13 protein-coding genes and 1 tRNA gene are annotated in these 13,685 nt (G+C 49.4%); 5 read left to right on the top strand and 9 right to left on the bottom strand.

Features of this window, described 5'->3' with window-relative positions; translation table 11 throughout:
* Positions 1–208: 208 nt before the first annotated feature.
* Positions 209–970 carry an SDR family oxidoreductase gene (locus ELY33_RS15875; RefSeq protein ID WP_126948875.1) on the top strand — a complete coding sequence of 254 codons (762 nt, stop codon included), beginning with the start codon at positions 209–211 and terminating at the stop codon, positions 968–970.
* Positions 971–1,075: 105 nt separating this feature from the next.
* Here the strand turns inward: ELY33_RS15875 and ELY33_RS15870 are convergent, their stop codons facing one another.
* Both ELY33_RS15870 and ELY33_RS15865 read right to left on the bottom strand, forming a co-directional pair.
* Positions 1,076–2,068 (bottom strand): hypothetical protein, encoded by a 993-nt coding sequence (locus ELY33_RS15870; RefSeq protein WP_126948874.1) that lies wholly within the window; start codon positions 2,066–2,068, stop codon positions 1,076–1,078.
* A 221-nt stretch (positions 2,069–2,289) separates the two neighbouring features.
* Positions 2,290–2,374: transfer RNA gene (locus ELY33_RS15865), tRNA-Leu, on the bottom strand.
* A 262-nt stretch (positions 2,375–2,636) separates the two neighbouring features.
* Between ELY33_RS15865 and ELY33_RS15860 the strand changes: the two genes are divergently transcribed.
* Both ELY33_RS15860 and ELY33_RS15855 read left to right on the top strand, forming a co-directional pair.
* The gene (locus ELY33_RS15860; protein ID WP_244208630.1) at positions 2,637–3,200 is read left to right on the top strand and encodes a ComF family protein; all 564 of its coding nucleotides are present in this window, start codon (positions 2,637–2,639) and stop codon (positions 3,198–3,200) included.
* Between the two features lie 33 nt (positions 3,201–3,233).
* The gene (locus tag ELY33_RS15855) at positions 3,234–4,208 is read left to right on the top strand and encodes a serine/threonine protein kinase (protein WP_126948873.1); all 975 of its coding nucleotides are present in this window, start codon (positions 3,234–3,236) and stop codon (positions 4,206–4,208) included.
* 49 nt (positions 4,209–4,257) lie between these two features.
* Here the strand turns inward: ELY33_RS15855 and ELY33_RS15850 are convergent, their stop codons facing one another.
* Positions 4,258–4,851, bottom strand: coding sequence for a hypothetical protein (locus tag ELY33_RS15850; protein WP_126948872.1), 594 nt, complete (start codon positions 4,849–4,851; stop codon positions 4,258–4,260).
* 296 nt (positions 4,852–5,147) lie between these two features.
* Here ELY33_RS15850 and folE point away from each other — a divergent pair, with 296 nt between their 5' ends.
* Together folE and ELY33_RS15840 are read left to right on the top strand one after the other, a co-directional pair.
* A complete protein-coding gene (gene folE, locus ELY33_RS15845) occupies positions 5,148–5,699 on the top strand; it encodes a GTP cyclohydrolase I FolE (protein ID WP_126948871.1) in 552 nt (183 codons plus the stop codon).
* 118 nt (positions 5,700–5,817) lie between these two features.
* Positions 5,818–7,275, top strand: a complete 1,458-nt coding sequence (locus ELY33_RS15840) for an NAD-dependent succinate-semialdehyde dehydrogenase (RefSeq protein WP_126948870.1) — start codon at positions 5,818–5,820, stop codon at positions 7,273–7,275.
* Between the two features lie 264 nt (positions 7,276–7,539).
* Here the strand turns inward: ELY33_RS15840 and purH are convergent, their stop codons facing one another.
* The 6 genes from purH to accB all read right to left on the bottom strand — a co-directional run bounded on the left by purH (position 7,540) and on the right by accB (position 13,497).
* A complete protein-coding gene (gene purH / locus ELY33_RS15835) occupies positions 7,540–9,120 on the bottom strand; it encodes a bifunctional phosphoribosylaminoimidazolecarboxamide formyltransferase/IMP cyclohydrolase (RefSeq protein ID WP_126948869.1) in 1,581 nt (526 codons plus the stop codon).
* A 60-nt stretch (positions 9,121–9,180) separates the two neighbouring features.
* Positions 9,181–9,504 carry a DNA-binding transcriptional regulator Fis gene (gene fis, locus ELY33_RS15830; protein WP_126948868.1) on the bottom strand — a complete coding sequence of 108 codons (324 nt, stop codon included), beginning with the start codon at positions 9,502–9,504 and terminating at the stop codon, positions 9,181–9,183.
* Entirely contained in the window at positions 9,501–10,541 is a 1,041-nt protein-coding gene (gene dusB, locus ELY33_RS15825; RefSeq protein ID WP_126948867.1) for a tRNA dihydrouridine synthase DusB, read from the bottom strand. Before dusB ends, fis begins: the two co-directional genes overlap by 4 nt.
* A 98-nt stretch (positions 10,542–10,639) precedes the next feature.
* Positions 10,640–11,551, bottom strand: a complete 912-nt coding sequence (gene prmA / locus ELY33_RS15820; protein ID WP_126948866.1) for a 50S ribosomal protein L11 methyltransferase — start codon at positions 11,549–11,551, stop codon at positions 10,640–10,642.
* Positions 11,552–11,661: 110 nt separating this feature from the next.
* On the bottom strand, positions 11,662–13,002 hold the full coding sequence (gene accC, locus ELY33_RS15815) for an acetyl-CoA carboxylase biotin carboxylase subunit (protein WP_126948865.1): 1,341 nt from the start codon (positions 13,000–13,002) through the stop codon (positions 11,662–11,664).
* A 30-nt stretch (positions 13,003–13,032) separates the two neighbouring features.
* Positions 13,033–13,497 (bottom strand): acetyl-CoA carboxylase biotin carboxyl carrier protein, encoded by a 465-nt coding sequence (gene accB / locus ELY33_RS15810; protein WP_126948864.1) that lies wholly within the window; start codon positions 13,495–13,497, stop codon positions 13,033–13,035.
* Between the last annotated feature and the right edge of the window lie 188 nt (positions 13,498–13,685).

Genomic DNA, 13,685 nt, shown 5'->3' with positions numbered 1-13,685 from the left:
CTCCACAACAAACGTAATTTGTTAATATGGTGACGGAATTCACGAAAACAAGCAGCCAACAATCGGCTAGTTGCCCTCGTGTGCATTCTAACGCTCGATATTTCGCTAAATAACTTCTATGCTGCAATGCACAATAGTGGCATTTCATAAGCCGATGTTGGCAATGCTTAGCAAGCAATTTACTAAGTATCGGCCTAAGGAGAAACAAATGAACCTGACAAATAAAGTGATTGCGATTACTGGTGGTGCCCGAGGCCTTGGTTTTGCCATGGCAGAGCGTTTAGGCAAGCAAGGCGCTCGGCTGGCGCTTTTGGATATGAGTGCAGAAGCATTGGATGATGCTGTATCAGCGTTAGCGGCTCAAGATGTTCAAGCGAACGCTTTTGTGACCAATGTGGCAGATGAGCAGTCGGTGCAGCAGGCATTTGCTGACATTGCGAACCGCATGGGTCCCGTGGGCGGTTGTATTAATAATGCAGGTATCACTGACGACGGTCTTCTCATTAAAGCTAAAGAAGGTGTGGTTGAAAAGCGCATGTCGCTGTCTGCTTGGCAGAAAGTGCTTGATGTTAATTTAACAGGCGTATTTCTTTGCGGACGAGAAGCAGCAACGCAAATGATCGAAGCTGGTCATCAAGGTGTTATTGTCAATATTTCAAGTATTTCCCGTGCGGGTAATATGGGGCAGAGCAATTATGCAGCTGCTAAAGCTGGTGTGCATGCGTTGACGGTTACTTGGGGCAAAGAACTTGCCCGATACGGTATTCGTACTGGAACTGTAGCGCCAGGGTTTATTGAGACTGAAATGACTGCCTCCATGCGCCCGGATATGCTCGAGAGAATCGCTTCCAGTGTTCCTCTTAAACGGTTGGGTAACCCTGATGACATCGCGAAAAGCGTCGCCTTCATTTTTGAAAACGATTACTTTACCGCGCGCATTATCGAGTGTGACGGTGGACTACGGATTTAACCACTGATCGTTATTGCTAGCGGTTGCTATCAGTTAATGGCCGTTGGCGACGCTGCTGATGCTCATTAATGTGACAAACGCAAGCAGCTATTCGTCAGCTATTCGCTAGAAGTGAAAGTAATCTCGCTGAAGCTCGCGTTGGAAGTACATTTCTACTCGCAACGTCATCGCCCAGCGTGGGTCGTAGCTAACCTCGCGCTGAAAGCGTAGCTCTGGAATGACATCTGCAAACAGTATTCCCTTGTGGATGTCCCTGCGGTAGCGGGTTTGCAAGTAGTAGTTTGTCATTCGCGGGTTAGACAGGCTTTCACCAATAGCAATAGCTGAGTAGCGTAGCGCGCTGCGGCGGTTCAGGCGTTGGTTTAACTGCACTACTTCACTGTATTCAAGCGTATCTTCCTCCTCACGCCACTGCACATTGGTAATAAATCTCAGGTGGCGATTGGTGGATAGTGGTCGGCCAAAATCCCACTCGGTGCGCGCTGAATAACCTGCATTGTTAAACCAGGAAAGTCGATTGAATGATTCTAGCTGCCAAAGACTATCCTTGAAATCCCACAGGCGCTCGCTGGTAAAGCGTACGTAAGGGTCAAGAGGGAGGCGTAGACGAACGCCAGCGCCAAAGCGATTACTCCAATTCTCACGTTTGTCTCTGCTTTCTAACCAATCAAGACCGAACGTTGACGTTCGACGATCGCGTTGGTCATTGTAGAGTCGCCCAGAACCCTGTTCAGCTAGCGTGCCTTGTGATTCTTCTGGGTCACTCTCTATTATCAGGCGAAGGCGGTCTTCTGTGGTAGGAAGATCAATACGATAGCGCACGCTAATATCGCCTTTTGTCCCTTCACCTTCCATCCAGTCAATTTCTTGGCCTAGGCGAAGATAAGATCTGTTATCGGCAGAAGATGATTGGTCGCCACCAAAAAAAGAGTCAATATTTCTTGATGTGCTGTCTACCCAATTGCCAATACGTGCTCGAAATGGCTCAACACGTGCTTCAGCCCACTCGGGTAAGTCGCTATCTTCCTCAACTGCAAAAACGTGAGGTGACAATGCACAAAATACGCCAAGACAAGCGACAGCGAGCGCTGGTTTCATCGTAGAATTCCTGGAAGGGGGTTAGCTGAGAGCAATGCGATGCGCCAATCAAGTAATAACGTCAACGTATCTTTCAAACCGTCGCGACAAAATTGGTAGCCGCTAACGTAGCCCAAAAATAAGATGAAGTCAGCTAGTTAGAGATAAAATGGGAAGATAAAAACAAAAAAATTCGGTTAGCATTAAGCTACCGAATTTCTTGAAGGCTAACACCTTTAAATTGGTGCGGATGGGGAGACTCGAACTCCCACACCTTACGGCACTAGAACCTAAATCTAGCGTGTCTACCAATTCCACCACATCCGCTGAAGACGTGGCGTATATTAACAGCATTCGTATGGATGTCAACGCCGTGCCATTAAAATTATTAATAAGCCAGTCTGGAGAAGGCATGATTCTGACGAGGTTAATACATTCTTCAAGTACCTGGGTCAAAAAGGCGCTGCCAGGCTATTGCGGGTTTTGCCTTTCTTCCAGACAGACTAGTAGCGGTTGGTGCCAGGAATGTTTTGATCAGTTGCCGTGGAACAACAATGGGTGTTGGCAGTGTAAAGAGCCTCTGGATAGCGTGAGCGTGGCATTCAATGCGGACACAGATCCCTCTCAGCGAGTTTGTGGCCACTGCCAGGAGCAGCCGCCAGCGTTTACCGCCGCGACGGCGGAGCTTTTATTTGATGGACCCATACGAGAACTCATTCATGATTTCAAATTTAATGCATCACCCCGTGCGGGTATGTTGTTGGTAGAGCTGATGATGGCTAAAGCCCCCAGTTTTCTAGGAGAGGGTCTTTTGCCTGTGCCTATGCACATTGCCCGGGCTCGTCAGCGTGGTTTTAATCAGTCTCAGTGGCTGGCTGAGCAGCTAGGCAAACGGGTCAAATTGCCTGTTATCAGGGCAGAATGCATCAAGCGACTGCCTTCTCAGCGTACGTTAAATAGAAAAGAGCGGGCGAAAAACCTAGTCGGCGCCTTTTGTATTGATAAGGGGCCACTCCCATCTCACCTTACGATTATTGATGATGTTGTTACTACTGGAGCGACGTGCCAAGCGCTCGCTGAAGAAGCGCTCAGTGCGGGTGCTAAACGTGTCGATGTTTGGACAGTTGCTCGAACACCCCTGGTGCATAATTGATAGAATTAAAGTTTAACTGCACAGGAGCGCTATATGTCACACCCGTTTAGCACGCTCTCTCCGGACGCAGTGATGTCTGCTGCGGAGTCTGTAGGGATTTGGCCGGCTGGCGAGCCGTTTGCACTTAATAGCTATGAAAATAGAGTGCTGATGTTTCGCGACGATGACGGTAAGCGCTGGGTGGTGAAGTTTTATCGCCCTGGGCGTTGGTCTGATGAGGTTATTCAGGAAGAGCACGATTTTCTTCAAGAGCTGGCTGCCGCGGGTGTGCCCGTAGCAGCCCCCTGGCGAAATCAGCATGGCAAATCGCTGCATACGTACCAGCAATTTCGGTTCACGATTTTCCCGCAGTGCAGTGGACAAGCGCCTGAATTAGACAATCCCTCACATCTATTTGCGTTAGGTAGTGTGTTAGGTCAGTTGCACGCAGTGTCATCTCGGCAGGCGTTTCAGTACCGACCAACATTAGAGTGGCAGCACGATATTCATGATGCAGAGACACGTGTAATCGAGAGTAAGAGGCTAAGCAAGCATCAGCAACGTGCTTATCACAATGTTGTGCAGAAAATTCTTTGCCATCTCGAGAAACATCCCATCACGCGCGACCAAATGATTCGAACGCATGGGGATTGTCATTTAGGTAATGTGTTGGGAAGAGATGAATCATTTACCTTGGTGGACTTTGACGATTGCCTTATGGCGCCCGCTATTCAAGATATATGGATGCTATTACCCGCTGATGACCCATCAAGTTGTCAAGCACAGCTAATTGAAATTATGGAAGGATATGAAGAGGCGAAAGCATTTCCCCACGATCAGCTTTCGTTAATCGAACCATTGCGTGCTTATCGTCTTATTCGATACACGGCATGGCTTGTCTCTCGCTGGGATGATCCCGCCTTTCCGCGTGCGTTTCCATGGCTGGCGGAAAGCGGTTATTGGGATCAGCACATCCGCCAGCTTGAGCAGCAATTGTTACAGCTTGGAAAACCTATTTGGCTAGCGTGACTACTTGTACAAGCCAATTTTTGGCCCCGTAGTCAATTAATAACTGGCTTTATTCTGGTTGATTGATGGAGCGTGGGTTTTCAGCACTCTCATCGGGGTCAGGCCGATCTGATGGAATTGGGTTGGCAACGCCGTCCCCATCAGCTTGTCGTCGAGCAGCATTAATTTCTGCTGAAGGGTTGTCTTGAGCGTTAATGTCGACATTTTTATCCAGGGTAACTACGAATGCTTGACCTGGCGATAAGCTGCAATTCGACTCATCGCAGGCAAGGCCGTACTGACCATCTGTTGCATATGCGCCTGCACTAAATTCGCCGGTAAAAATGGCGCTTTCTGTATCGTGTGTCTCAATGCAGGTCGCGTCTTGAGTCGTGATGCGTATACGACCGTTGGTAAGTTGCGCGTTAGCAACTAAGACACAATATTCAGGTAGCTCATGGGAGGCGCTGTCAGTTTGAGTAGGATGAAGCAGGATGCCTTCATGACGTGCTTGGCTGCCAGTAAAAGCAAGCTTTTCGATGACCTCGACACCGACGCTGGCTCCCTTGGGAAGCGTTAATGCTTGTTCGGCGGCTAACAAGGGTGTTGCCAACGCAGTTCCGATTAGGGCGGTTAAGAAAAACGATACAGGTTTGAATGGCATAAGGAACTCTCAGATGAGCGCGACGAATTAAGCTAAGTATTCGCTCTATAATAGCACAGCTTAAATAGTCTCAAAGGGGGGTGCGCGGCACTCTGCCACAGCAGAGGTAGGTGCGTTAAAATAGTAGTAATCCACGATTTTTTATTGTGCAAAAGTTGTTTCGAGTATATTTTTTGTACATGGTTGGTTCGTAATTCCAGCTATTGACGAGTATCAATATTTTGCTGTTGACAAAACGTTCTTAAATTTCAGGCGTTTACTTAATCGCAGTACGTACAGTTTTGACGAGGCTTCAAATGACCGACGACATTGCTCAACACTATCGCCATATTATCTCGGCAATTGGCGAAGATCCTGATCGGGAGGGGCTGCGTGATACACCTAAAAGAGCCGCAAAAGCAATGCAGTTCCTGAATGCTGGTTATCGGCAGTCACTTGAAGAGATAGTTAATGGTGCGGTATTTGAGTCACAAACAGATGAAATGGTGCTTATAAAAGATATAGAGCTTTACTCAATGTGCGAGCACCATCTGCTGCCGTTCATTGGTAAATGCCATATCGCCTATCTTCCTAATGGTAAAGTACTAGGGTTGTCGAAGTTTGCGCGGATTGTTGATATGTATGCGAGACGTATGCAAATTCAAGAGAACTTAACACGTGAAATTGCCGAAGCTGTGCAGGAAGTTACGCAATCAAGAGGCGTCGCTGTCGTCATTGAGGCACGTCACCTGTGTATGATGATGCGCGGTGTTGAAAAGCAAAATTCAAGCATGACGTCTTCGGTGATGTTGGGCGGATTTCGCAGTAATCAGGCAACTCGTCAAGAGTTCCTAATGCTTATCAATTGATATGTAACGAAGCGCTTTCGGCAGGTTTCATTTTAAAGATTTGGTTAAATGCGCGGTTTCGTCTTAGCATGAACAGGTCAATGAGCCCGTGAGACCACTATTTGGTCAGGAGTTTGTCATGGAAGCGCTGAAAGAAACACAGCTGTATTGCCCGTTTGCTTACATCGATGGTAGCTGGGTAGCCGCCGATAGCGGTGAGCAAATTAATGTTTTAAACCCTGCGACGGGTGAGCCCGTTGGGGACATGCCTCGACTAGGCAAAGTCGAGACTGAGCGCGCTATTGATGCGGCCGATGCTGCATTACCCGCTTGGCGTGCTCTTACCGCTCAAGAGCGAGCTGATCTGCTGTTGAAGTGGCATGATCTCATGCTCGAGCACAAACATGATCTTGCCTTGCTTATGACTTACGAGCAGGGTAAGCCGGTTAAAGAGGCTGAGGGTGAAATCGTCTATGCCGCTAGTTTTCTACGTTGGTTTGCAGAAGAGGCACGCCGTGTCTACGGCGAGACGATTCCTGCCGCCAAACCGAACCAACGTATTGTGGTGACAAAGCAGCCTGTTGGTGTTGTGGGCGCTATTACGCCTTGGAATTTCCCCGCTGCTATGATCACCCGTAAAGCAGGAGCGGCATTAGCGGCAGGCTGTACGATTGTTGTTAAACCTGCGAGCCAAACGCCATTTTCTGCAACGGCGCTTGCTATGTTGGCAGAGAGAGCAGGCATCCCCCGTGGGGTCTTCAATGTAGTGCCTGGCAGTGCAGCTGATATTGCCAAGGCGCTTACTCAGTCTCCAAAAGTGCGTAAAATTACGTTTACGGGCTCTACGGAAGTTGGACGCAAGCTCATGGCTCAGGCAGCTGAGCATATACAAAAGATATCTCTTGAACTGGGGGGTAATGCGCCCTTTATCGTTTTTGAAGATGCAGACCTTGATGCCGCCGTAGAAGGTGCCATGGCAGCTAAGTTTCGTAATGCGGGCCAGACATGTGTCTGCACTAATCGATTCTTGGTTCAGTCCAGTGTTATTAATGCTTTCTGTGAAAAATTGGCGGTTGCCATGCACAGTGAACTGCATGTAGGGAATGGCACTGAGCCCAACATTAACATTGGGCCGTTGATTGACGGGGATGCGGTCAAAAAGGTGAGCGAGCATGTGCAAGATGCGGTAGATAATGGGGCTGAGCTGTTGTTAGGCGGCCATCCGCATCCGTTGGGCGGTAACTTCTTTACTCCCACGTTGATTAGCTTCGCAACGGATAAAATGAAAGTAGCTCATGAAGAAACGTTTGGCCCCTTGGCAGCGGTATTCCCCTTTGATGAAGAAGAAACTGCTATCGAAATGGCTAACGATACAGAGTATGGCTTAGCTTCTTACTTCTATTCACGAGACCTGGGTCGCGTTTGGCGTGTCGCTGATGCACTTGAGTACGGCATGGTGGGGATTAATACAGGCATTATTTCTAATGCCGCCGCGCCTTTTGGTGGCGTAAAAGCGTCTGGGCTTGGGCGAGAAGGCGGGCATCAAGGTTTAGAAGAGTACCTTGAGACAAAATATCTGTGTATTGATTTGGGTTAAACCCAGGCAAAATCTACGTTCTAGAATCAGGATTTTTTAGAAACTGAATTTCTATAAACCGAACTTTTATAAACTGAGCTTTTATAAACTGAGCTTTTATAAACAGTATGACTAACAAGCAGGCCCCCACTGGATTTCTCCGGTGGGGGCCTGTTGATGTAGCGACTCCGTTTATATAGCTAAAAAATTTATACCACTACCCAGTAAAATTTATATCACTACCCAGTTTTGCAGTTATTGCGTCATTTTCGGCTGGTGATACGATTAATGGCGGAAATGGCGCATGCCAGTAAACACCATAGCAATGCCCGCTTCGTTAGCAGCATCAATCACTTCTTGGTCACGCATGGAACCGCCAGGCTGAATAACAGCGGTAATGCCTGCGGCTGCAGCAGCATCAATGCCATCGCGGAACGGGAAGAATGCATCTGATGCCATCACTGAGCCAGGTACCGAAAAACCTTCATCAGCCGCTTTAATACCTGCAATTTTCGCTGAGTAAACGCGGCTCATTTGGCCTGCACCTACACCAATTGTTTGTCCTTCTTTGGCATACACAATCGCGTTCGACTTGACGAATTTAGCAACTCGCCAAGCAAAGCCCAAGTCGCGAAGTTCTTGTTCTGACGGTGTACGTTCGCTAACGACGGTCAGCGCTTCGCGAGTTACCATGCCTTGATCGCGTTCTTGTACCAAAAGCCCGCCGTTAACACGTTTGAAGTCAAACGCTGGCTGTGCTTCGCCAGGCCAGTGTGCACTAACATCAAGTAAGCGAACATTCTGCTTTTCTGCCACGATGGCAGCTGCTTCATTACTAACACCCGGAGCGATAATAACTTCAACAAACTGGCGATCGATAATTGCCCGAGCAGTTTCAGCATCTAATGCTACGTTAAACGCAATAATGCCGCCAAAAGCACTGGTCGGGTCAGTAGCAAAGGCTTTGTCGTAAGCCTCAAGTGCGGTAGCGCCTATTGCCACACCGCAAGGATTAGCGTGTTTTACGATCACGCAAGCCGTTTCTTCAAACGCTTTAACGCACTCAAACGCTGCATCTGTATCAGCCACATTATTGAAAGACAGTGGTTTGCCTTGCAGGGTTTTTGCGGTGGCAACACTTGGCTCGCTTGCTAGCGGATCTACATAAAACGCTGCTTGCTGATGCGGATTTTCGCCATAACGCATGTCCTGCTTTTTATCTAGTTGCAGATTAAAGGTGCGGGCAAACGTTGAGCTGTCGCTAGTGACCTTTCGGCCAAGGTAATCGGCAATGGCACCGTCATAACCAGCAGTGTGTTCAAACGCTTTCACGGCAAGATCAAAGCGGGTGGTTGCACTCACCAGACCATCTTGGGCAGCAAGCTCCCCCAGTACCCGAGCATAGTCATCTGCATTTACCACGATGGTGGTATAAGCATGGTTTTTCGCGCATGCACGTACCATCGTTGGTCCACCAATATCGATATTTTCGATGGCATCTTCGAGTGTGCAGTCTGGGTTGGCAATAGTAGCGGCAAATGGATAAAGATTAACGACCACCATATCGATAGGGGTGATGTCATTCTCTGCCATTACGGCATCATCTTGACCACGGCGCGCTAGTATTCCGCCATGGATTTTGGGGTGCAGTGTTTTCACACGACCATCCATGATTTCGGGAAACCCTGTGTGCTCGGAGACTTCTTTGACGGGAATGGCATTTTCCTGAAGTAGTCGAAAAGTTCCACCAGTCGAAAGAAGTTCTACGCCGTGCTCGCTTAAACCACGGGCGAATTCAACAATGCCGGTTTTATCGGATACGCTCAAAAGGGCGCGACGGACGGGGGTAGCAGTGCTATCAGCCATTAGAGTGCTCGTATGCAGAGTCAAGGAATTAACGTCGAAAATTATAAACAACAACGCCCCTTATGGGGCGTCACCTTCAATCAATCCATAAAGCTTAAGTTTTTTACGCAATGTGCCACGGTTCAAGCCTAATACGTCGGCAGCCCGGGTTTGGTTACCATCGGTGTGCTCCATTACGCAGCTTAGTAACGGCGCTTCTACTTCGGCCATCACCATCGCGTAAAGGTCGGTTGCCTGGCTGCCATCGAGATGCTCGAAATAACGACGTATTGCTGTTTCAACCGCTTCCCTGAGTGGTTGAGGTGGCACGCTCGTAGTCGGGTCCGCCAGAGTGCCTGAAAGGCGGTGAGAGAGCTCGTTCGAAAGCAGGTCGCGTTCGGTCATGCAGCATGGCTTCCTTTAGCTAGCAGACGCCCTACAGCGTCCTGCGTCATGGCATCATTAATCCAATCGAATTGTGATTCTGGTGTGGCAAGCGCATTAAATTGCTGCTTCAGCAGATGGTATTGGTTCTCGTTAAAGCGCGGATCCTCATTTAAGTACCAGCCTAGGTGTTTGCGCGCTATGCGAACACCCATCGTATCGCCATAAAATGTATGCAGGGCTTTTAAATGCTCTTGGAGAACGCTACGGCGCTCATCAAGAGTGGGGGGCGTTAGCAGTTCCCCGTAAGCAAGATAATGTGTGATCTGCTCAAATATCCATGGATTGCCTTGCGCACCACGGCCAATCATTACTGCATCAGCCCCTGTATATGACAGTACCTGTTTGGCTTTTTGGGGGCTGATAATATCCCCGTTGGCGATAACCGGTATCGTCAAGTGCGATTTTATCTCTGCGATAGTGTCGTACTCAGCCCATCCAGTATAGCGCTGCTCTCGATGACGTCCATGTACGGCTAAGGCTTGAATGCCTGCCGATTCTGCGAGTTTAGCAATGCGCAGGCCATTGTTAGCCTCAGCAGACCAGCCAGTACGAATTTTTAAAGTAACCGGTATGTCAACGGCATTGACGACAGCCTCAAGAATATCAGCCACCAATGCTTCATCACGCATTAGGGCAGAGCCGGCAGCCTTGTTGCAGACCTTTTTTGCAGGGCACCCCATATTGATATCAATGACTTGGGCGCCAAGTTCAGCATTAAGGCGCGCTGCGTTCGCGAGCATTTCAGCGTCACCCCCGGCAATTTGCACAACTCGTGGGTTGGGTTCTCCTTGGTGATCCATGCGAAGCTTGGACTTTCGGGTATGCCAAAGAGAAGGATCGGCTGTCACCATTTCGCCGACCACCCACCCAGCTCCCAAGCGCCTACAGAGTTGGCGAAACGGGCGGTCGGTAACGCCAGCCATCGGCGCCAAGATAACTTGGTTGGGTAACTGGTGAGACCCAATCATGGGTGGCTGAAAATTTTGTGTGGTCATATGCTGCGCTGTTGGTACAGATAAAAATCGCCGAGTAGGCGTTTCAAGGGGGCGTATGATACGCCTACTCGTCGGTAGGGTGAAGGCCGTTGACTAGATTAAGCAGCGCGATAACCTGTTAAACGAACCCATCCTTCGCGGATTGTGGGTTCCTCGATGAACAAGCCTTGTGCTTCATAGGCCTGTAAGACCTCATCTGCTTGATTCGCTAAAATGCCAGATAACGCTATTTTTCCACCCGGTGCCACATGGCCTGCAATCATCGCGGCTAATTCTACTAATGGCCCAGCCAGTATATTGGCCGTAACGACTGGGTAGTGGCCGCCGGTTAACTGTTCGGGATAGTAAAGAGATAGTTGCGCTTCGGTAATTTCATTTCGCGCTGCGTTATCACGGCTCGCTTGAAGCGCCTGTGGGTCTATATCAGTACCATCTGCGTGGCTTGCCCCTAATTTTAACGCGGCAATGGCAAGAATGCCTGACCCGCATCCTACATCCAAGACGGTTTTATTTTCCAAATCGCCGCTAATCGCAAGGCTATCCAGCCACTCCAGGCAAAGCGCCGTGGTAGGGTGGGTGCCCGTGCCAAATGCCAGGCCTGGGTCAAGGATAAGGTTGACGGCATCTGCTTCTGGTGGTTCATGCCAGCTAGGCACAATCCACAGCCGTTGACCCATTCGTAACGGCGTAAAGTCATCCATCCACTCTCTTTCCCAGTCTCTATCGGCTAATAGCTCGTACTCAATTGCTGGGCAGGATTCGTCGGGCACTTGCTCAGACCACGCCGCTTTAATGCGCTCAAGCATCGCTTCTACGCCGTCTAAGTCGTCATAGAGGCCAGTGAGAATAGTGTCCTGCCACAGTGGAGTGGTGCCACGCTCAGGTTCAAAGACGGGATCATCATGGGCATCTTGAAGGCCAATGGCTGTCGCACCTTCCTCTATCAAGAGATCTTCTAGCAGTTCGGCTTGTTCTGGAGCAACGTGGGCTTTGAGTTGGAGCCAGGGCATAAGTAATCTCCGCTGCGTACGTGTATTCACGCAAAGGTAAAACAATAACGGGGCGGCTATGGCCACCCCGTTGGGCATTATCGACTATTCATTCAGCGCTTACACGGAGATTAGCTACTGAGTTTCTTTTCCAGATAATGAATATTGACGCCGCCTTGGCGGAAATAACTATCTCTCACCAAATCTTTCTGCAGATCAATATTGGTTTTAATTCCTTCGACTAGCAGCTCGTCTAGGGCATTGCGCATACGCGTTAGGGCAATTTCGCGATCAGCGCCCCAGGTGATTAGCTTGCCGATAAGCGAATCGTAATGAGGCGGAACGGTGTAGCCAGTGTATAGATGGGAGTCCATACGCACGCCAAGTCCACCTGGCGCGTGGAATAGCGTGACTTTGCCTGGAGAGGGCATAAACGTTCGCGCATCTTCCGCATTGATCCTGCACTCAAAGGCATGACCACTGATTTTTACGTCTTCTTGGCGAATTGACAGCGGAAAACCGGAGGCAATACGCAATTGTTCCTTAACGATATCCACGCCAGTCACCATTTCGGTGACGGGGTGCTCCACCTGGACACGGGTATTCATTTCGATAAAAAAGAAATCGCCGTCTTCGTAAAGAAACTCAAAGGTGCCTGCACCACGATAGTTGATTTCGAGGCACGCTTGGCGGCAGGCTTCCAACACTCTGGCGCGGGCTTCGGGATCAATGCCGGGGGCTGGAGCTTCTTCCAAAACCTTCTGGTGACGACGCTGCAAAGAGCAGTCACGATCATAGAGGTGGATAGCGTTGCCTTGGCCGTCGGCCAATACCTGCACTTCAACGTGACGAGGTTTTTCAAGGAATTTTTCCATGTAAACCGTGCCATCGCCAAACGCTGAATGCGCCTCGGTGCGGGTGACATTAATGGCCGAAAGGAGATGGCCTTCAGTATGTACAACCCGCATACCGCGGCCACCGCCGCCGGCAGCGGCTTTAATAATAACCGGGTAACCAATGCGGCGCGCAGTGGCTAGGTTGGTATCTTCATCATCACCAAGCGGACCATCCGAGCCAGGCACGGTTGGAACGCCAGCTATCTTCATTGCCTCAATGGCGCTAACTTTATCACCCATGAGGCGGATAGTGTCCGGACGCGGGCCAATAAAGGTAAAACCAGAGCGCTCAACCTGCTCTGCAAAGTTAGCGTTTTCTGAAAGGAAGCCGTAGCCAGGATGAATGGCGCTTGAATCCGTCACTTCAGCCGCGCTAATTAATGCAGGAATGTTCAAGTAGGACTGGGCTGAGGAGGCAGGGCCAATGCAAACCGCCTCGTCGGCCAAGCGGACATGCATTAATTCACGGTCAGCTTTGGAGTGAACCGCAACGGTTTTAATCCCCAGCTCTTTGCAAGCTCGAAGAATACGAAGGGCAATCTCGCCGCGGTTTGCAATAAGTACCTTGTCCAGCATGGGAGAATCCACCCGTGTTGATTTGAAAGATTAAGCGATAACGATCATAGGTTGATCGAATTCCACCGGCTCTCCATCTTCAACAAGGATGGCCTCGATCACGCCGTCGCGATCGGCTTCAATTTGGTTCATCATTTTCATCGCTTCAACGATGCATACGGTATCGCCTTGCTTGACGGTATCGCCAACTTCGACAAATGATTTTGAGCCTGGCGCTGGGCTGCGGTAGAACGTACCTACCATTGGCGAGTTAATTGCTTCACCCCGATAGCTTGTACCTTGCTGCTCCGCATCCGCAACCGGTGCGATAGAAGCGGCAGGTGCTTGCTGGAAGGGCGCTTGCTGACCGTACTGGGGCATTGGTTGTGGCTGCCATGAGGCACCATTAGGATGGCGGCTGATGCGAACAGACTCTTCGCCTTCCTGAATTTCAATTTCGCTAATGTTTGACTCTTCGAGAAGCTCAATAAGTTTTTTAACTTTACGAATGTCCATATCTGTCGCCCCAAAAGTAATGAAGGTTAATCGCAATGCAATTTAGTCGAGTATTTTCAGCTGCATTGAGCGCCGTACTTGCGCAGTAAACCTTGTTTGAAAATGCAGAGAACGCTGCACGATGGTGAACGTTACCCGGTGCTAAGTCCTAAAAAATGAGGATTTTAGCTTATATGGCTGCGAAGTTT

This window comes from Vreelandella andesensis (assembly GCF_003989795.1).
Taxonomy (GTDB): domain Bacteria; phylum Pseudomonadota; class Gammaproteobacteria; order Pseudomonadales; family Halomonadaceae; genus Vreelandella; species Vreelandella andesensis.
Note: the sequence above shows the minus strand (reverse complement) of the source record. Positions and strands in the feature narration are given on the sequence as shown.

Bases quoted from the DNA above. Each gene is read 5' to 3' on its own strand.
- ELY33_RS15870 (WP_126948874.1), bottom strand. From the start codon at position 2,068: ATGAAACCAGCGCTCGCTGTCGCTTGTCTTGGCGTATTTTGTGCATTG.
- fis (WP_126948868.1), bottom strand. From the start codon at position 9,504: ATGACCGAACGCGACCTGCTTTCGAACGAGCTCTCTCACCGCCTTTCA.
- prmA (WP_126948866.1), bottom strand. From the start codon at position 11,551: ATGCCCTGGCTCCAACTCAAAGCCCACGTTGCTCCAGAACAAGCCGAA.
- ELY33_RS15840 (WP_126948870.1), top strand. From the start codon at position 5,818: ATGGAAGCGCTGAAAGAAACACAGCTGTATTGCCCGTTTGCTTACATC.
- folE (WP_126948871.1), top strand. From the start codon at position 5,148: ATGACCGACGACATTGCTCAACACTATCGCCATATTATCTCGGCAATT.
- accC (WP_126948865.1), bottom strand. From the start codon at position 13,002: ATGCTGGACAAGGTACTTATTGCAAACCGCGGCGAGATTGCCCTTCGT.
- purH (WP_126948869.1), bottom strand. From the start codon at position 9,120: ATGGCTGATAGCACTGCTACCCCCGTCCGTCGCGCCCTTTTGAGCGTA.
- ELY33_RS15875 (WP_126948875.1), top strand. From the start codon at position 209: ATGAACCTGACAAATAAAGTGATTGCGATTACTGGTGGTGCCCGAGGC.
- ELY33_RS15855 (WP_126948873.1), top strand. From the start codon at position 3,234: ATGTCACACCCGTTTAGCACGCTCTCTCCGGACGCAGTGATGTCTGCT.
- dusB (WP_126948867.1), bottom strand. From the start codon at position 10,541: ATGACCACACAAAATTTTCAGCCACCCATGATTGGGTCTCACCAGTTA.
- accB (WP_126948864.1), bottom strand. From the start codon at position 13,497: ATGGACATTCGTAAAGTTAAAAAACTTATTGAGCTTCTCGAAGAGTCA.
- ELY33_RS15850 (WP_126948872.1), bottom strand. From the start codon at position 4,851: ATGCCATTCAAACCTGTATCGTTTTTCTTAACCGCCCTAATCGGAACT.